The 19,011-nt window shown below is 55.1% G+C and carries 15 protein-coding genes; 11 read left to right on the top strand and 4 right to left on the bottom strand.

The window, feature by feature from the left end; genetic code table 11:
- Positions 1-25: 25 nt before the first annotated feature.
- Both P40081_RS34315 and P40081_RS34310 read right to left on the bottom strand, forming a co-directional pair.
- Complete coding sequence (locus P40081_RS34315) at positions 26-1,510, bottom strand: alpha-amylase (RefSeq protein ID WP_042140340.1); 1,485 nt, start codon at positions 1,508-1,510, stop codon at positions 26-28.
- Between the two features lie 98 nt (positions 1,511-1,608).
- Positions 1,609-2,454: a DUF72 domain-containing protein gene (locus P40081_RS34310; protein ID WP_042140339.1), complete on the bottom strand. Its 846-nt coding sequence runs from the start codon at positions 2,452-2,454 to the stop codon at positions 1,609-1,611.
- A 271-nt stretch (positions 2,455-2,725) separates the two neighbouring features.
- Here P40081_RS34310 and P40081_RS34305 point away from each other — a divergent pair, with 271 nt between their 5' ends.
- Positions 2,726-3,580 (top strand): MBL fold metallo-hydrolase, encoded by an 855-nt coding sequence (locus tag P40081_RS34305; RefSeq protein WP_042140338.1) that lies wholly within the window; start codon positions 2,726-2,728, stop codon positions 3,578-3,580.
- A 305-nt stretch (positions 3,581-3,885) separates the two neighbouring features.
- Here P40081_RS34305 and P40081_RS34300 read toward each other — a convergent pair whose 3' ends face one another.
- On the bottom strand, positions 3,886-5,478 hold the full coding sequence (locus P40081_RS34300) for a histidine kinase N-terminal 7TM domain-containing diguanylate cyclase (RefSeq protein WP_042140337.1): 1,593 nt from the start codon (positions 5,476-5,478) through the stop codon (positions 3,886-3,888).
- Positions 5,479-5,847: 369 nt separating this feature from the next.
- Between P40081_RS34300 and P40081_RS34295 the strand changes: the two genes are divergently transcribed.
- The 6 genes from P40081_RS34295 (at position 5,848) to P40081_RS34270 (ending at position 12,638) form a co-directional block, all read left to right on the top strand.
- Positions 5,848-6,630, top strand: a complete 783-nt coding sequence (locus P40081_RS34295; RefSeq protein ID WP_042140336.1) for an ABC transporter ATP-binding protein — start codon at positions 5,848-5,850, stop codon at positions 6,628-6,630.
- A 2-nt stretch (positions 6,631-6,632) separates the two neighbouring features.
- Complete coding sequence (locus P40081_RS34290) at positions 6,633-7,445, top strand: ABC transporter permease (RefSeq protein WP_042140335.1); 813 nt, start codon at positions 6,633-6,635, stop codon at positions 7,443-7,445.
- On the top strand, positions 7,445-8,344 hold the full coding sequence (locus P40081_RS34285) for an ABC transporter permease (RefSeq protein ID WP_052422149.1): 900 nt from the start codon (positions 7,445-7,447) through the stop codon (positions 8,342-8,344). The genes P40081_RS34290 and P40081_RS34285 overlap by 1 nt, the downstream gene beginning before the upstream one ends.
- Positions 8,345-8,509: 165 nt before the next feature.
- Complete coding sequence (locus P40081_RS34280; RefSeq protein WP_042140334.1) at positions 8,510-9,613, top strand: ABC transporter substrate-binding protein; 1,104 nt, start codon at positions 8,510-8,512, stop codon at positions 9,611-9,613.
- Positions 9,614-9,759: 146 nt separating this feature from the next.
- Positions 9,760-11,223: a CoA-acylating methylmalonate-semialdehyde dehydrogenase gene (locus tag P40081_RS34275; RefSeq protein WP_042140333.1), complete on the top strand. Its 1,464-nt coding sequence runs from the start codon at positions 9,760-9,762 to the stop codon at positions 11,221-11,223.
- Positions 11,224-11,270: 47 nt separating this feature from the next.
- Entirely contained in the window at positions 11,271-12,638 is a 1,368-nt protein-coding gene (locus P40081_RS34270) for an aspartate aminotransferase family protein (RefSeq protein ID WP_231575247.1), read from the top strand.
- Here P40081_RS34270 and P40081_RS34265 read toward each other — a convergent pair.
- On the bottom strand, positions 12,604-14,292 hold the full coding sequence (locus P40081_RS34265; RefSeq protein WP_042140331.1) for a PucR family transcriptional regulator: 1,689 nt from the start codon (positions 14,290-14,292) through the stop codon (positions 12,604-12,606). The genes P40081_RS34270 and P40081_RS34265 overlap by 35 nt on opposite strands.
- Before the next feature lie 334 nt (positions 14,293-14,626).
- On the opposite strand from P40081_RS34265, the gene P40081_RS34260 reads away from it, so the two are divergent.
- The 4 genes from P40081_RS34260 to P40081_RS34245 are packed head-to-tail and all read left to right on the top strand — an operon-like array spanning position 14,627 to position 19,002.
- Entirely contained in the window at positions 14,627-16,015 is a 1,389-nt protein-coding gene (locus tag P40081_RS34260) for an NAD(P)-dependent oxidoreductase (protein ID WP_042140330.1), read from the top strand.
- Between the two features lie 27 nt (positions 16,016-16,042).
- A complete protein-coding gene (preA, locus tag P40081_RS34255) occupies positions 16,043-17,332 on the top strand; it encodes an NAD-dependent dihydropyrimidine dehydrogenase subunit PreA (RefSeq protein ID WP_042140329.1) in 1,290 nt (429 codons plus the stop codon).
- Position 17,333: 1 nt separating this feature from the next.
- Positions 17,334-18,761: a dihydropyrimidinase gene (gene hydA / locus P40081_RS34250; protein ID WP_042140328.1), complete on the top strand. Its 1,428-nt coding sequence runs from the start codon at positions 17,334-17,336 to the stop codon at positions 18,759-18,761.
- A 1-nt stretch (position 18,762) separates the two neighbouring features.
- The gene (locus P40081_RS34245) at positions 18,763-19,002 is read left to right on the top strand and encodes a hypothetical protein (RefSeq protein WP_042140327.1); all 240 of its coding nucleotides are present in this window, start codon (positions 18,763-18,765) and stop codon (positions 19,000-19,002) included.
- The last annotated feature ends 9 nt before the right edge of the window (positions 19,003-19,011 follow it).

Raw genomic sequence — 19,011 nt, 5'->3', positions numbered from 1 at the left:
CCACCGTCTGGCCGGACTCCAATGCTCACTCTTTCACGCAATCGTCCTCCGGCTCCGGATCGGGCAGGGCCCAGACCGAGACGCTTCCGCCATTCACCGGGAATACTGCCCAGCCGTCTTCTCCGATGGTGACAGTCTCCTGGCGGTTGCCGGTCAGATCCTCCCATACTTCCCCGCCGCGCGCTTCGCCGGCGAACATCCGCTTCTCTCCGTTGTCCCCGTTCGAGATCACTACGGCGCAGCCGGAGCCTTCGATCTCCGGAACACCGCGCCGCACCCAGCCGATGGTGTTGGGATGGTCGAAGTAATCATCCTGGTCGCCGTAGGCCTTGTTGTAACGGGCACAGAGCAGAGGATCGATGGCGTCCTTCTTGCCCTCCACCGGCGCCGGGCCGCCGATACCGTAATAATCGCCGTAGAAGACAACGGGGTATCCGTCCCTCCGCAGTAGAATCAGGGCATAGGCACTCTGCTTGAACCAGTCGCCGACCCATGATTCCAGCGCCTCATGCGGCTGGGAGTCATGGTTGTCGACGAAGGTGACGGCATTGGCCGGATGCGTCTGGACCAGCGTATCGTCAAAGATATGCGTCAGATCGAAGTCCCTGCCCGCCAGCGCAGCCGAGTAGAGCTTGTAATGCAGCGATACATCGAACAGATCGATCTGATAGTCAACGGTGTTCAGGAATTCGCGGCAGGCCTCCAGATTGGAGTTCCAGAATTCGCCGACAATGTAGAAGTCTTCGCCGCGTTTCTTTTTCATCTCCGCCGCAAATTCTTTAACGAACTCATGGTTGATATGCTTAATGGCATCCAGGCGGTAGCCGCTGCACTGCAGGGTGTCGACCAGCCATTTGCCCCAGTTCAGCATTTCGTTCTTCACGTCTTCATTACTGTAATCAATATTGGCGAACATCAGATAGTCGTAATTGCCGAATTCATCATCCACATTCTGATTCCAGCCTTTATTCGTACCATCGATCCGGAATACGCCGTTCCGGCTTGCCTTGGCATCGAAATCGGTGCCGTTGAAGTGGGTGTGGTTCCATTTGAAGCTGGAGTACTCATCCCCGCGCCCCGGAAAATCAAACTTGGTCCAGCCTTCAATCTCAAACGGCTGGGAGATATCCTTATTGCGGTCGTTAGGATCGACCTCAATGACCTCAAACACCTCTGTCTCATCTGCCCCGGCCTTATGGTTCATGACCAGATCCACGTAGACCGCGATGCCGTTCTTCAGACATTCGGCAATCGCGTCGACCAGTTCCTGCTTGGTTCCGTATTTCGTGCGTACGGCACCCTTTTGATCAAATTCGCCCAGATCGTATAGATCATAGACTCCATAACCGGTATCTTCCGGAGAGACCGCCTTGGTTACGGGAGGGACCCATACGGAATCAATTCCCGCCGCCTTCAGGTCAGGGGCCATTTGGGCAAGGCGTTTCCAGTGTTCTCCGTCTGCGGCAACATGCCATTCAAAAAATTGCATCATAGTATGGTTTCTCTTCATTCCTGGTAGCCTCCTTAAGGGTTGTGAAACGAATGGAACAATTCTTGGGTCTGTTGCTTCAGCAAGGAGTAGAAGAGATTTATGTAGACCTCCGAACCTCAGGTGAATAAGTCCAGCTGGCGCGGGGCCAAACCGCCGTCAATCCCAAGCAGGGACTGCAGCTCCTGCGCATTGGGGGTGGCATCACCGGCGGAATTATTATTAAAGACTACATAGATATCACGGCAGCTCTGCGTAAGTGTAAGCAGACGGTTCTTCCATTCCACCAGTTCTTCGGTGCTGTAACGGTACAGATAGCGCAGCTTGCGCCAATCGGGATGACTGCTCTGATTCCAGCCTCCGGTATTGCGGCCGTGCAGCCGTACATAGGTGATGTCCGGCGTGGTAGCGACCGGTACAATCGGGATCGAGCCTGAACCCGCCTGCGGCTCATCGGCTATGGTATGAATCCAGCCCTCCTGCTCCAGGAACTGCAGGGTTCTGCTGCGCAGCTCAGGACTGTACCAGGAATCGTTGCGGAACTCGATGGCGGAGGGCACATCCAGCATTCTTTCCTTAGCCTCACGCAGGAATTCCACATTGTCCTTGGTGCAGTCGAACCAGGGCGGGAACTGGAACAGCGTCATGGCCAGCTTGCCTGCCGAACGCACAGGGGCAATGGAGGTATGGAAGGCGCGGTACATCTCCTCCGGCGTATCGTAATAATTTTTTTTATCACGGAGATGTCCGGTCATCCCCTGGTAAGCCTTCACAATGAACTTGAACTGCTCCGGCGTCTGGTTAACCCACTTCACATAATTCTTGACCGGCTGCACGGCATAGAAAGAACTGTCGATCTCCACAATGGAAAAATAAGCGCTATACGCAGGAAGCCGGTCGGCAGGTTTGATTTTGCCGTACAGCTCCTCGTGGTCTCCGAAGCCGGTAAGCCCGATCTTAATCATAGAACGCCCTCCTTGTATCAGTCTGCTCTATGCCAGTTTCAACACTGGCTATCTCTTATTAAACTGAAAACCCGTCAAGGCAAACAAGGGCATTTGATTAAAAGCTGAAACTCAGGCAACATGAAGATAGGATTTGGAACAGAATACCGTGAATGAAAAACTGCCAATGGTGCTGTTATCACCAAAAGAGGAAGAGGATATACTCCGGCAGAATGCCTTTTATTCTGCTTACCCTACCCTTTAAGGTATAGCAATAGAAAGGAAGTTGTGTATGGAACATAAGTTTCAGGAGCTAAGTCCGCATATTCTTATCATGCATGCGGAGCATGACACGGACCGCCCGATCCTGGCGGCCGTCTCCGGCTCACGCCGGACACTGCTGATGGATGCGGGGAATTCCCCCTCCCATGCGGAGCTGTTCCGGGAAGAGCTGGCAAGAAGGGGCTGGCGTCAGCCGGATCTGCTGGCCTTGACGCACTGGCATTGGGACCATACCTTCGGGATGACAGCCTGGAACGTCCCTGTGATTGCCCATGAAGAAACAGCGCTAGTACTTAACCGGCTCGTAGGGCTGGGCGGAAGTGATGAAGAGCTGGAAGGCCTTGTGCAGGAGGGGACAATCAGTGAGGAGAGTGTAGCGCATATCCGCCTGGAATATGGCTCCCCGCGGGTAATCACCGTGGATACGCCTGATATTATATTTAGCGGAAGCATTACTGTAGATCTGGGCGGAGTCACTTGTGAGCTAAGCCATGTGGGCGGTGATCATTCAGCCGATTCCTGCGTCCTGCATGTTATAGAAGATAAAGTTCTTTTCCTGGGAGATGCCCTGGGACCGTCCGTATATGGCGGGCCGCGCCGCTACAGCAGTACCGGTTTCCTTAAGCTGCTGGAGCGTATCTACGGCTATAAGGCGGCCCTGCTTGTAGAATCACATGGAGTACCAATGACGGAACAGGAATTCCGTGCAGACCTGGTACCTTGGGAACGTCTTGCCCGGATTGTAGATGTCTTCGGGGATAACCGCGAGCGGGTGCTGCTGGAGCTGAAGACGTATCTTCAGCTGGAAGAGCTGCCGCCGGGCTTATTGCGGAGCGTGGAATATTTCCTGGAGGGCGCAAGGTGATACTCCGCAGCCGAAGCCGAGACTAGTCCCAAAAAGCAACCACCCGTTTCAGCCTCTCCAAGTCATGCGGATTAAGCTTCAATGTTGAAGACGGCACACCTGTACCGCAGTAAATAGACGGATAGTACGAATCTGCCGTTCATGATGGAGGATTTCAAACCCACATGCTGGGCCTCTAATATTTCTGTTAACTTATCCACGACATTACATCCCCTTTGGTACCCGATAAGAATTTTCCCAAAAACAACACTACCCCCGTGCTCAGGATTCTGTCCGGGCATGGGGGTAGTTGTACTGTTATGAAATTATACCGGCTTGAAATGCGTGATCGCAGAGCCGCTGGACAGATGAACGGCATTGCGGCCGTTCCGCTTGGAGGTGTAGAGTGCATGATCGGCTTCGGAGAGCAGCTCCTCCAGCGATATATTACTGCGGAAGGCTTCCACCACGCCGAAGCTTGCCGTTACATTAATGGACCCTGACAGCGTGTAGAAAGCGCTGCGCTCGATATCCCCGCGGATTTGCTCCGAGATGACCGCCGCCTGCTTCAAGGGAGTATCCGGCAGACATAAGACGAATTCCTCGCCTCCATAACGTCCGAAGATATCCTCTTCCCGCACATGCCGGCTGCATACACCCACTACATGCTGCAATGCCATATCGCCATATTGGTGTCCGTACCGGTCATTGATGCTTTTGAAGAAATCGATATCCAGCAGGATGATCGAAAAGGGGGCGGAGCGTTCGGCCGCTTCCTCCAGCAAGCCCCGGCTCAGTTCCATGAAATGCGTCCGGTTATATATACCGGTAAGGCTGTCGATGGTGGCCAGCTGCAGGAGCTTCTCCTGGAGCAGTGTCCGTTCAGTGACATCGATCAGCATAATCATCCGTCCGGCCAGATGCCCGTCATGCTTCTGCACAGGGGAGGAGCGGATCTGGTAATAACGGACATCCTCCCCCATATTCCAGACGAGCTCCTGCTCCTCGCTGTCCCCGGGATTGGAATTCATCACATAATCGACAGCTTCCTTGCCGGCGGGAAGGAACAGCTGGGCCAGCGGCCTGCCGATTGCGGAGGCATCGAGATCCTGCAGCATCTCGGCTGCGGCCCGGTTGTAATCAACAAGCTTGTCCGAGAGGTCCATGACCAGCACGCCGTCCCGCATGCTCTCGAACAGATTCTCGCGGGCAATAGGTGCGGCGGTAAGCATGCCCCGGGAGAGAATAGCCCATATATACAGGGTGGACGTTACACTCATAATTACGGGCACGGGGTCCATTCCATACGGAGTTGCATCCATCAGGTAGAGGAATGCGCCCAGTGCGGGCAGGAACTGCCCGATGAAAATAATCACCATCTGCCGGAGATACACCCGCTTCATCCGGTTCCAGCGCCAGAGAATAAGGCACATGCCCGCCAGCATGCAGCCGAAGGTCAGACTGCCTTGCACAATATACCAGGGGCCCATGACGATATCGATCAGCGGTGTAGGGGCACCTTCCCGGAAATGCATGGATTGATAGAACAGGTGGTGGTACTCGTTGGTCCATACGAGCACGGTAGAGATTACGGGCACCGAATACAGGACGGTCAGCAGTTTTTTGGAAATCAGACGCTCCAGACCTACGAAGTGCATAATCATTAGCATGCTGGAGGGGGCGATATAGGGCATACCGAGGTACTCCACCTTAACCCACAACGCGATTTCCTGCATGGTGCTGCCGGAGAGCTCCAGCGCGAACCCGAAGGTATATATCGCCGAAGCGGCTGAGCTTACAATGAAAGCTTTTAGACCGGAAAAATCTGTCTTCCTATAATAGGCAAACAGCGTCAGCAATGCGCTCAGCACACCTGAGATAGAGACGATGACTATATAGTTGGAAATCATGGATTCCATGGGTAGCGCCTCCATGTGTAGGAATAGGCTTTGAACATTGGCTAAAGGTCTCCTATAGAAGAGTAGATATAGTTAAATGATATCACACATCTGCATAGATAACAGTTGGCAGGAATCCGGCAACAGAGGGTGAGAATACATACTAACTTTATCGGCACAATTCCAGATTATTAACAATGCAAACGGGCTCCTGGACAAAATGACGGAATTTCTCAGCGTCCATTTTACGATTTGTCTAATGTGGGTCTGCAGAGCAAAGTGTAAGATGTTAGTTAATCGAACATGTAACGAGAAAAAGGCGTTTTTTCACAACATATGTGTTATGTTATTTAACATATAATAGATTCAGGGATGAAGGGGGAGCTGGAAATGTCATTAGTAGCGACGAAAATTCCTGAAATACAGCTGGAGAGCGTCGAGATGCGTTATAAGACGGAAACGGCTGACGTGCTTGCGCTGCATCAGGTAAGCCTTGATATTGGCAAAGGAGAGTTCGTGTCCCTGCTGGGACCTTCCGGATGCGGTAAAACCACACTGCTGAGACTGATGGCAGATCTTATAACACCAACAGCCGGAAATATTATGGTGGCCGGAAAGACGGCGAAGGAAGCGCGGCTGGCACAAAAGTATGGGATTGTCTTTCAGAGTCCGGTGCTGTATGACTGGCGGAAGGTCAAACATAATATTACGCTGCCGCTGGAGCTGATGGGCGTTAAGAAATCGGTCCGAGAGGATAAGGCGCTGGAACTGCTGGATCTCGTGGGGTTACAGGGGTTTGCTGATAAATATCCCTGGCAGCTGAGCGGAGGGATGCAGCAGCGCGTAGCCATCGCCAGAGCACTCTCGATGGAGCCGGAAATTCTGCTCATGGATGAACCCTTCTCTGCGCTGGACGAATTTACCCGCGAACGCCTGAATGAAGAGCTTCTCTCGGTCTGGAGCAAGGTCCAGAGTACGATTGTATTCGTCACTCACAGCATCCCTGAATCCATCTTTCTGTCAGACAGAGTATTCGTGTTATCCCCGCATCCGGGAAGACTGTCTGCGATTGTTGATATTCCGCTGCCGCGCCCGCGGACGGCGGAGATGAGAAACAGTCCTGAGTTTTTTGAACTGATCGCCCGCATCCGCGACAGCTTCGAAGGGGTGTAGGCATGAAGCAGAACAGTGCGTTTATGCGGGAGCGCGTGCTGCCGCTGTTCGTCTGGATCTTTGGTTTGCTGGTGGTCTGGGAGGCTGTCTCATGGTGGCTGCTGAATGTAGCGAAGACACCGCTCGCCCAGTCTAAGCTGCCTTATGTCCATGAAGTGGCCGCAACCCTCTGGAAGTATAGCGGGACGCTCCTGCAAGAGGGCGGGGCCACCTTCGGCAATGCCGGTGTCGGATTTCTGATCGGAGCGCTGGCCGGGGTCGTTCTGGCAGTACTGATGAGCCTGTCGAAGACAATAGAACAGCTTGCCTTCCCCTATGCCATTGCCTCCCAGATGATTCCAATCCTTGGCCTGGCGCCGATTATCTATGGTATTGTACGCGACGAGCAGGTGTCGCGGATTATTATATCCGGGTATATCACCTTTTTCCCGGTGGCGCTTAACATGCTGCGCGGACTGCGCAGTGTGGATCTATCCGCGCTGGAGCTGATGCATTCCTATGCTGCTAAGCCTTGGGCAGTCTATTGGAAGCTGCGTTTCCCCGCAGCGCTGCCGGGTCTGTTCAGCGGCCTGAAGATTGCTGCACCGCTGGCTGTAACGGGCGCTATTCTCGTTGAGCTGATGGGTGCGCAGCACGGCATCGGTGTAATTATGCTCCGCAATCTCTACTATGGCCCTTCCCATACGTATATGTTCTGGTCCACCGTACTGGTCGGCGCCCTGCTCGGCATGGCAAGCTACTGGCTGATGAGCCTGGCCGAACGTCTGGTGGCGCCTTGGCAGCCGGAATTCCGTCCCAAAGGAGGGAGCCGCTGATGGCAAGCAATTCTGTACGCGATATCCCATTCATTACTTCTGCCGGCACGGAGGCGGGTTCTGCTCCAATCCCGGCATCTAACAACGGAATTTCATCAGAACCAGGGAAGCAAAAGAATCCCCGCCGTCCCTTGCGGCGGCTGAATCCCGGAATCATCCTTCCCCTCCTGGCCGGGGTGATATTCCTGGTGTTGTGGGAATATCAAGTGTTTCACCGAATCTTCGATTTGAAGAAATATCAGCTGCCGTTGCCCTCGGCCATAGCGGAAGCTATGCGGGACAACTTCAGCCTGCTGCTCTCTTACACCGGATATACCCTCACTGAAGCCGTCCTTGGCATGCTGATCGGTTCAGCCTGCGGCTTCCTCATTGCGCTGGCCGCAACGGCCTGGCCCCGCTGGGGCGGGGGCAGCCTGACAATGGTTGCTGCGCTGAATGCCGTGCCGATCGTGGCGCTTGCCCCGATCATGAACCTGTGGTTTGGTGACGGCATCGGCTCACGGGCCGCTATTGTTACCGCGACCACGATGGCGGCCATGGCCATCAATGCCTACAAGGGCATGGCGGCTGTTGATCCGCTGGCCCTTGACCTGATGCATTCCTATGCAGCGGGCAAACCGGCAGTATTCCGCTATCTGCGGATTCAGAACAGCCTGCCCTATGTATTCACCGCGCTGAAGATCAACGCTACGGCGAGTATGATCGGAGCCATTGTCGGGGAGTTCTTCTTCTCTTCGCGGGGACTCGGCTATCTGCTCTCCAACTCCATCAAGGTGGCCAAAATGCCGCTGGGCTGGTCCTGCATTGTGCTGGCAGCCATTGCCGGAGTCATCTTTTACCTGGCCGTTGAACGGCTGGAGAAGGCATTCATCAAGTGGCATCCCTCCCAGCGCGCGTAACACTTGCAACAACCGTAACACCCTGTACCTGTTACATCCGGCTTCTGCGCTGACGGGATATAGAGAAGCTGTCAACGCATGACCGTATGCATAGAGCATCACGATGGCAACCATGCTGTGTTTGGCCGGATTACAAAACTCAATTTGGTAGGGGGAGTTGCTGAGATGAACGGTAAAAAAAGCAAATTTCGTGGCGGGTTAATGATGGCTGCGGTTATTATGATGATTTCACTACTGGCAGGCTGCGGCGGCAACAACAATAATGCTCCTGCGGCAGAGGCGACAGCGGGCAATACGGCTGCGGCTTCGCCGGAAGCGGCGGCAACCACAGAACCGGCGGCTGATCCGGTTACCGTGAAGCTGCAGCTCAAGTGGGTTCCGCAGGCGCAGTTCGCCGGCTACTTCTTAGCCCAGGACAAAGGTTACTATGCCGAAGAAGGGCTGAAGGTTGAGATTCTGCCCGGCGGTCCGGATATCGTGCCGGAGCAGCAGGTGGCGGGCGGTTCGGCGGATATCGGCGTAGACTGGGTGGCGAGTCTGCTGACCAGCCAGGAGCAGGAAATGCCGCTGGTGCAGATCGCCCAGATCTTCCAGAAGAGCGGCCTGGTGCTGGTATCCAAGAAGGATGCGGGTATCGCTACACCGGCTGACCTGAAGGGCAAGAAGGTCGGCAACTGGATGGGCGGTAACGAGTTCGAAATTCTGGCCCTCTTTGATAAATACAAACTGGATTCTAATAAGGATCTGAACTTCACCAAGCAGGGCTTCACCATGGACCAGTTCCTCGGCGGTGAGATCGATGCGGCATCGGCCATGACCTACAACGAATATCAGGTGGTGCTGGAATCAGGCATCAAGGCAGAGGATTTGAGCGTAATTGACATGAATGACGAGGGTGTGGCGATGCTCGAAGACAACCTGTTCGCCAACAAGGAATGGCTGGATGCCAATAAAGAAACGGCAGCCAAATTCGTCCGTGCTTCCCTCAAGGGCTGGGCAGATGCGATTGCCGATCCTGAAGCGGCTGTTGACAGTGTAATGAAGCTTGCGGAAGAAGGCAGCACGTCCCGCGAGCATCAGCTGACGATGATGACTGAAGTTGCCAAGCTGATTCAGCCGGAGGGCTTCGATGCTTCCAAGATGGGTTATACGGATGCAGCGGCATTCCAGCAGACAGCCGATATTGCGCTCAAATTCGGTGTAATCAAGACGGCATCTGATGTGAATGCAGCCTATACGAACGAAATTGTCGAGATGGCGGCAAAATAACCAATTTCCTTCTATATATAGTGAGTTTAAGAATCAGCAGGGCATCATTCTTAAGTTCAGCTTATATAGCTATATTAGATGGCCGCCCGGGCACGGCGGTCATCTATTATAATAAACAGCCCAGAATATGGAAAGAGGTGCAGACTATGTCTCTGCTCGTGGGGCAGGCCGGTAAAGTGAAGAACTATGTGAATGGTGCTTGGGTGGAATCCTCATCCGGGCAGGAAGAGGAGGTGTTCAATCCGGCAACGGGCGAAGTGATTGCTTATGTACCGATCTCCAGCCGTGCTGAGCTGAACGTTGCCGTACAGGCAGCTTCAGAGGCCTATGCATCGTGGAAAAGAGTAGCTGTTCCTCGCCGTGCCCGCTATTTCTTCCAGTACCAGCAGCTGCTGGTGCAGCACTGGAATGAGCTGGCGGAGCTGATCACGCTGGAGAACGGCAAAAGCCTGGAGGAAGCGCTGGGCGAGGTGCAGCGCGGCATCGAATGCGTGGAATTTGCCGCCGGCGTTCCCACACTGATGATGGGCAGCCAGCTGCCGGATATCGCCACGGGCGTGGAGTCGGGGATGTACCGCTACCCGCTGGGGGTAATCGGCGGCATCGCCCCGTTCAACTTCCCGATGATGGTGCCCTGCTGGATGTTTCCGCTGGCGATTGCCTGCGGCAATACCTTTGTGCTGAAGCCTTCCGAGCGTACACCGCTGCTGGTGAACCGGCTGGCGGAGCTGTTCGCAGAGGCGGGCTTCCCTCCGGGTGTGCTGAATGTCGTGCATGGCGCACATGAGGTCGTGAATGGTCTGCTGGAGCATGAAGAGGTGAAGGCGATTTCCTTCGTCGGGTCACAGCCGGTGGCGGAATATGTATATAAGCAGGGTACGGCGCACGGCAAGCGGGTACAGGCGCTGGCCGGAGCCAAGAATCATTCGATTGTGCTGCCCGATGCGGATCTGGACAATGCGGTGAAGAATATCATTTCCGCCGCCTTCGGTTCGGCTGGTGAGCGCTGCATGGCCTGCTCGGTGGTCGCGGTGCATGAGACAATCGCGGACGAACTGGTGAACCGTCTGAAGGAGGCGGCCGACGGGCTGAAGATCGGGGACGGCAAGGAAGACGGCGTGTTCCTGGGGCCGGTCATCCGGCAGTCGAACAAGGACCGGACGATTGCCTACATCGAGACAGGGCTTGCCGAGCAGGCGGAATTGGTGCGGGACGGCAGGAAGGACGCTGCTGCTTCTGGCAGCGGCTATTTCATCGGGCCGACGATCTTTGACCATGTGCAGACGGGCATGACGATCTGGCGTGATGAAATCTTCGCGCCCCTGCTGTCTGTAGTGCGTGTTAAGGACCTGGCGGAGGCGATAGCCGTCACGAATGAGTCGCCTTTTGCCAATGGGGCCTGTATCTATACGGACAGCGCCAAGGCGATCCGCGAGTTCCGCGAAGAGATCGATGCCGGGATGCTGGGGGTTAATCTGGGCGTACCGGCCCCGATGGCATTCTTCCCGTTCTCAGGCTACAAGAAGTCGTTCTATGGCGATCTGCATGCCAATGGCCGCGACGGCGTTGAATTCTACACCCGCAAGAAAATGGTCACCGCGCGTTATTAGTTGATTCATACAAATATCAAATGGGATTTCCGAGAGGAGAGAGTGCCGTGCAGAGCCTGGGCAAAGAAAGCGAGCAGTTGCTCAAGAAGGATCAGCAGTATTTATGGCATAATATTACACCATACAGCGAGCAGAACCCGCCGATGATAGCCGCATCCGCAAGCGGTTCATGGGTTACCGATATTGATGGCAACAAATTTCTGGACGGGATGTCCGGGCTATGGTGTGTGAATGTTGGATACGGGCGCAAGGAGCTGGCGGAAGCGGCCTACAATCAGCTGCTGACCCTGCCGTATTTCCCGCTGACACAGAGTCATATGCCTGCGATCGCCCTGGCGGAGAAGCTGAACGAATGGCTGGAGGACGATTATGTCATCTTCTTCTCCAACAGCGGCTCGGAAGCCAATGAAGCCGCCTTCAAAATCGCCCGCCAGTACCAGCAGCAGACCGGCCATCATTACCGCCATAAATTCATTGCCCGCTACCGCGGATATCACGGAAGCTCGATGGGCTCCCTGTCGGCGACCGGCCAGGCGCAGCGCAAATACAAATATGAACCGCTGGGCGGCGGATTCCTTCATGTGGCTCCGCCTGACAGCTACCGCCGTCCTGAAGGCATGACGGAAGAAGCGTTTAACCTCCAGTGTGCGCAGGCTATTGAGGACATGATCATCTGGGAGGGCGTGGAGTCGGTCGCGGCGGTGATTATGGAGCCGGTCATTACCGGCGGCGGCGTCATTGTGCCGCATCAGGTCTACCTGGACCGGGTGCAGGAGATTTGCAACACCCACGGCGTGCTGCTGATCATCGATGAGGTGATCTGCGGCTTCGGGCGGTCCGGCCGCAAGTTCGGCCACCACAACTTCGGTATCAAGCCGGATATTGTCACGATGGCCAAAGGGCTGACGAGCGCCTACCTGCCTTTGTCGGCCACGGCGGTACGCAAGGAGATCTATGAGGCCTTCAAGGATAACAGCGACGACTATGGGCACTTCCGCCATGTGAATACCTTCGGCGGCAATCCGGCTGCCTGTGCGCTCGCGCTGCGCAACCTGGAGATTCTGGAGCAGGAGAATCTGGTGGAGCGCGCCGCCATTCTGGGCAAGCGGCTGGCCGAGGAATTCGCTAGTCTTCTGGATCACAAGCTGGTAGGCGATATCCGCAGCTTCGGGCTGGTGATTGGCATCGAGCTGGTAGCGGATAAAGCCACCAAACAGCCTGCTGACCTCAGCATAGTCAAGGGTATTATCGCGGAATGCAAATCCAAGGGGCTGATCATCGGCAAGAACGGGGATACGGTGGCGGGCTTCAATAATGTCCTCACGTTCGCTCCCCCTTTATCCTCCACCGATGAGGACATTCAGTTCATTATCGACACCTTCAAAGCTGTGCTGAACGGGAGCTGGGCAGACTGAACTTCTCCGGGTACAGGAACTGGTAAGCCCGCAGGGCCACCTGAATGGAGATCCGGTTCTCCGGAAGCATGAAGTCCTCGCCGAGCAGCTCGGTGATTTTGTCCAGCCGGTAGTAGAGGGATTGCCGTACAATGAACAGATTCCGCGCGGCAATCTGCTTCGAGCCGTCATGGTCGAGGTAGACGCGCAGTGTGAGCATCAGCTCGCTGCCCTTGGCCTCATCGTGGTCGATCAGCGGGCCGAGATAGCTGCGGATGAAATTCTCCAGCGTCTTGCCGTCGTTCAGGCTCAGCAGCAGCTGAAAGACGCCAAGCTCTTCATAGAACAGAATGGACTTCTGGTAACAAGAATAGAGAGACAGCGCTTGTACGGCTTCCTGGTATCCGGCATGGGCATGTTTCAGACCTCTATGGGACTTGCTGACTCCGGTAACGAGCTGCAGGTCCTTCAGCTTCTCATCCGAGCGGATATGCTGCAGGGAATCGAGCGCCTGCTGCAGACGCAGCTTGCCGGGCAGCTTGGACTGGATATCCAGCGCAATGACAGTCAGCCGGTTATTCTTCAGCGTAATCAGCGGGCGCAGGGAGTACTTCTCGAAGATCGAGCGCAGAATGAGCGAGAGATGGAAGGTGATCGATTCCCAGTCATTCTCCGAGCTGTTCCATTTGACGTCGCGGGGGTTCTCAATCTCGATCAGGCATACGCGGTACGGCAGCTCGTTAACCACGTTGAAGTCGGGTCCGACCAGCCCTTTGAGGCGGTTATCATCCTGGCCGCGGCCGCTAACGAGCTCATCCACCCACAGATTCTCGGAGAAAAGCTTGCGTTCCTCCATATACCGCGTGCGCAGCAGCTCCTGGGCGATCGACAGGGAGGCGGAATCCAGCAGCAGGCAGTCGAATTCCTGCGGCTTGTGATTGCAGACCATCAGGATATAGGCCCAGGTCTGGTCCAAGGCTCCGACTGGCTTCAGGGCAATGGTCTTATGGCCATACTCACGGATATGCGGTGCGGCATCCGGTTGAACGCCCTCCATTTCTTCACTGAAGGCCTCGAAGAAACTCAGCAGCGGCTGCTGCTCCTCGGGCGGCAGGGCCGGGAAGAACAGGGGTTTACCCTGAAGCTGCATATAGACAATCTGTGTGCGGGTGCTTTTGCATAGTAACTGCAATACCTTAAGGGTCCCCTGGGAGGTCAGCGTCAGACGGTGGAATTCGCGGGAGATGCTCTCCAGCTCCTGCAGCATGCGGTGATGGCGGTTGATGATGAGGGAATGCAGATCGAGTGTGATATCAACAAAACGCACAGTGCGGGTAAACTGTATCAGCGGGAAGTCGTGGTGGTTAGCCAGATCAATCATTTCCTGCGGAATCGAGCTGAAATACGCTCCAAGCTCAATGCATAAACATGCGGCGTTCTTATCGATCAAATTCTGCATAAAAGATAATGAAGCGGCTAAATCAGAGCTTGCGCTCATCCCGGTGGTCAGAATCATCTCTTCTCCGTGAATCAGGCTGTCGAAGCTTGAGCTCTCCAGCACATGCACCCAGCGGACCGCCCGGTTCAGGCCGTTTCTTCCTCCAATCAGCTCGGCTTCCGCAAACAGCGGTCTCTTCAGCGCATCGCGGATCGTAAATACAAGTTCCCAATCCATAAGCTTCCCCCTCGTTGAACGTATGCCTTGCAGCCCGCCTGCGCGGCTTCTCCATTCTCAGCACATTCCCACAGGTAAAAAATAGACTTTTGAAATTAGACAATGTGTCTAATGTAACGAAAAATCGAATTGGCTATAGTTTGAATATAGAATGTCAGGAAATATGACTCAATATTGAATATGAATCAGTGTTGATGTTGGCTTAGAGTTCATTTTACTACAATAATCCTGATAAGTAAGTAAAATATTAAGGCAATCATCGTAATAATGTTATATTATATAACACAAACCTGATTCGAAAGCGGAAGCTATCATACAGAAGGAGGGATAACCGATGGAGCAGGCTTTTCCGTTAACATTCACACCTGATATGTTCATGCGCAATTTTGCCGAGGCTGAGCCGGGACTTACCCGCAAAGGTGCAATCGAGGAATCCAACCGCTGTCTGTATTGTTATGATGCCCCTTGTATCAAGGCCTGTCCGACCAGCATTAATATCCCTTCCTTCATCAAAAGAATCGCCACCGATAACCTCAAGGGTTCGGCGCAGACGATTATGGATTCCAATCCGGTAGGCGCCAGCTGCGCCCGCGTATGCCCTACCGAAGAGCTGTGCGAAGGCGCCTGTGTCCTGAATGACGCTTCGGCGCCGATTCAGATTGGCCTGCTGCAGCGTTACGCTACTGACTGGGCGATCAGCAGCGGAGTTCAGTTATTCAAGGCTGGCAGTCCCAACGGCAAAAAAGTTGCCGTGATCGGCGGCGGACCGGCAGGGCTGTCTGCAGCCAGAGAGCTGGCGCGGGAAGGCTTCCAGGTGGTGATCTATGAAGCGAAGCAGCTGGCAGGAGGCCTCGATACGCATGGGATCGTATCTTTCCGGCTGCCGCAGTCTATCTCCCTGTGGGAAGTAGAGCAGGTAGAGAAGCTGGGTGTAGAGATCCGCACCGGAATGAAGGTCGGAGTGGATATCTCTGTAGAAGAGCTGAAGGCCGGGTATGACGCTATTGTGCTGGCTGCAGGCATGGGCTATGTCCCACCGCTGGGCATCGAGGGCGAGAAGCTGTCCGGTGTCTATGATGCGATAGAGCTGGTGGAAACTACGAAGACCGGGATTCCTACCCTGGAGCTGATGGGCCGGCGCGTTGCTGTCATTGGCGCAGGCAACACGGCGATCGATGCGGCTACCTGCTCCGTGCGGCTTGGCGCAGCGAACGTGAAGATGGTCTACCGCCGGACCCGTACGGAGATGACGGCCTATGACTTCGAATATGAATTCGCCAAGCAGGAAGGCGTGGAGTTCAGCTGGCTGACCCTGCCGAAGCGGATTGTCGGGGACGAGCTTGGCAACGTTACCGGGCTGGAATGTGTGCTGATGAAGCTGACGGGCGAGACCGGTCCGGACGGCCGCCTTGCTCCAATGCCGGTGGAGGGCTCCGAATTCATTCTGCCTGTGGACGCGGTCGTAGTGGCGATCGGGCAGAAGCGGCGGATGGATCTGATTGAAGCGCTGGGCCTGGAGCATCACCGGGGTGTAGTGAAGATTGACGGGGCAACCGGGCGTACCTCTGATCCGCAGATCTATGCTGCCGGTGATATCGTCTTCGGTTCCGGTGCAGGTGAAGCGATGGTTGTCTCCGCCGCCCAGCAGGGCAAGGATGCCGCCTATGCAATTGTGAAGCAAATGTCGGGCCATCAGGACAGTGTGGTTGGCTCTGCGGTATAGATTTCATAAGACAGGGAGGGAATATCAATGGCAGATCTCAGTATTGATTTTGCAGGAATCAAGTCACCGAATCCGTTCTGGCTGGCCTCTGCGCCGCCTACCAATACAGGTTATCAGGTGCAGCGTGCATTCGAAGCAGGCTGGGGCGGCGCGGTGTGGAAAACGCTGGGCGAGCCGGTCATTAACACCTCCTCACGGTTTGCCGCCGTTCATTTTAACGGGCAGCGTGTAGCGGGCTTCAACAATATCGAGCTCATTACCGACCGTCCGCTGGAGGTTAACCTCAAGGAAATCTATGAGACGAAGAAGAGATTCCCGAACAATACGATTATCGCTTCGCTGATGGTTGAGCCCAAGCAGGAGAAATGGCATGAAATCGTCAAGCGCGTCGAAGCGGTCGGCGTAGACGGCCTTGAGCTCAACTTCGGCTGTCCGCACGGGATGGCCGAGCGCGGAATGGGCGCAGCCTCCGGCCAGCAGCCCGATCTGGTGCAGGCGCAGACCACCTGGGTCAAGGAAGTGGCGACAACGCCGGTCATTGTGAAGCTGACGCCGAATATCACCGACATTACGGTCGTAGCCCGGCATGCCGTCAAAGGCGGCGCGGATGCGATCAGCCTGATCAATACGATCAACAGCCTGGCCGGGGTGGATATTCACAGCTGGAACACGATCCCGAATGTCGGCGGCCAGGGCGCGCACGGCGGCTACTGCGGCCCGGCGGTGAAGCCGATTGCCCTCAGCATGGTGGCGGAGTGTGCGCGTGACCGCGCAGTCGGTGTTCCGATTTCCGGAATCGGCGGCATCTCCACCTGGCAGGATGTCGTAGAGTTCATGCTAATGGGCTCCACCGGCATTCAGGTCTGTACGGCGGTTATGCATCATGGCTTCCGGATTGTGGAGGAGATGATCGACGGCCTGAATAATTACCTGGATGAGAAAGGGCTGGCTTCCGTCATGGAACTGATTGGCAAGTCGGTGCCCAAGTATTCCAACTGGGGCGATCTCGACCTCAACTATAAAGTGGTTGCGCGGATTAACGAGGATAACTGCATCAACTGCAATAAATGCCATATCGCCTGCGAGGACGCTTCGCATCAATGTATCGACATGCTTACGAATGCTGAAGGCAAGGCGATTCTACAGGTGCGTGAGGAAGACTGTGTAGGCTGTAATCTGTGTTCGATTGTCTGCCCGGCGGAGGGTGCCATTGATATGGTTGCACTGGATAGCGGAGCGGCCCCGATGACCTGGAATCAGCGTAATCAGGTCATTAGCGGATTAAACGGTTCTTATTCGGAAGTGGAGGTGGGTTAAGATGAAGAAGATCATCAAGAACGGCATTATCGTCACAGCAGCGGATACTTATACAGGGGATGTCCTGATTGAAGATGGGATCATCACCGGAATTGGCCTGAACCTTGAAGCGCCGGGAGCCGAGATTGTCGACGCTTCCGGCTGTTACGTATTTCCGGGGGGGATTGACCCGCATACGCACCTGGATATGCCTTTTGGCGGTACCGTCACTGCTGATGATTTCGAGACCGGCACGATTGCCGCTGCCTATGGCGGAACCACAACGGTTATCGACTTCTGCCTGACCACCAAGGGACAGCCGCTGCAGCAGGCGGTAGACACCTGGCATAACAAGTCGCAGGATAAAGCAGTCATTGACTACAGCTTCCACCTCATGGTGTCGGAGCTGAATGACAAGGTGCTTGGCGAGCTGCCGCAGATTATTGAGAAGGAAGGCATCACTTCGCTGAAGGTGTTCATGGCTTATAAGAACACGTTCCAGGCCGATGATGGCGTGTTGTACAAGACGCTGCAGGCGGCCAAGCGTGAAGGCGCACTTGTAATGGTGCATGCCGAGAACGGCGATGTGATCGAGTATCTGGTCGACCAGGCGCTGGCTGCCGGCAACACCGATCCGATCTATCACGCACTGACCCGACCTCCCGAGCTGGAGGGCGAGGCCACCGGCCGGGCTGCATATTTAACCGGGCTGACGGATTCGCAGCTCTATGTAGTGCATGTGACCTGTGCCGAAGCCGCCTGGAAGATCGCAGAAGCCCGCAAGAAAGGGCTGCGCGTCTACGGTGAGACCTGCCCGCAGTATCTGGTGCTGGACCAGTCAGCGCTTGAGAAGCCGGACTTCGAGGGTGCGAAGTATGTCTGGTCTCCTCCGCTGCGCGAGCAGTGGAATCAGGACGTATTATGGGATGCGCTGTGGAGCGGCACGCTGCAGACGATAGGTTCTGATCAGTGCTCTTTTAACTTCAAGGGACAGAAGGATCTGGGGCTGGGTGATTTCTCGAAGATTCCGAACGGCGGGCCAACCATCGAAGACCGGTTCAGCGTACTCTACTCTGAAGGTGTGCAGAAGGGCCGCATTTCACTTAACAAGTTCGTGGATATTATCTCCACCTCCAGTGCCAAGCTGTTTGGCCTGTTCCCGCAAAAAGGCACAATCGCTGTAGGCAGTGACGCAGATATCGTCATCTTCGATCCTGCGGTAGAAAGAACGCTCTCCGCTGAGACTCATCATATGAATGTGGATTATAATGCTTTTGAAGGTATGCAGATTAAGGGGGAGCCGGTGTCTGTGCTTAGCCGCGGAGAATTCGTTATCCGCGACAAGGCGTTCGTCGGTACAGCCGGTGCGGGCAAATATTTGCACCGCAAGCGTTTCGAGGCGGAAGCGCCCCGTCCGGCCCAGGCGGAAATCAGCGGAGGAGTGATCTGAGATGTCGGCATTCGACGAGTTCGACCAAGAGCGGCAGGCGATTGACAGCCTCCTGCTGCAGGGATATACGGTTACCGGCATCTTCGAGGATCTGGACGGCGCGAAGGTCCGATTTATCCGCAGGGAGCCGGCCGGAGAACCGGTAGAGCTGCTGCTGCTTACAGCAGATGCGCGCAAGCATGTGACGACGCTGATCTTTGGCGGCAGCAAGCCGGCGGCTCCGATCGAAACCCATACGTAAATCAGCAAT

The sequence above is a fragment of the Paenibacillus sp. FSL P4-0081 genome, assembly GCF_000758565.1.
Lineage (GTDB): Bacteria > Bacillota > Bacilli > Paenibacillales > Paenibacillaceae > Paenibacillus_AQ > Paenibacillus_AQ phytohabitans.
This window is presented reverse-complemented; position numbering and strand designations above follow the sequence as displayed.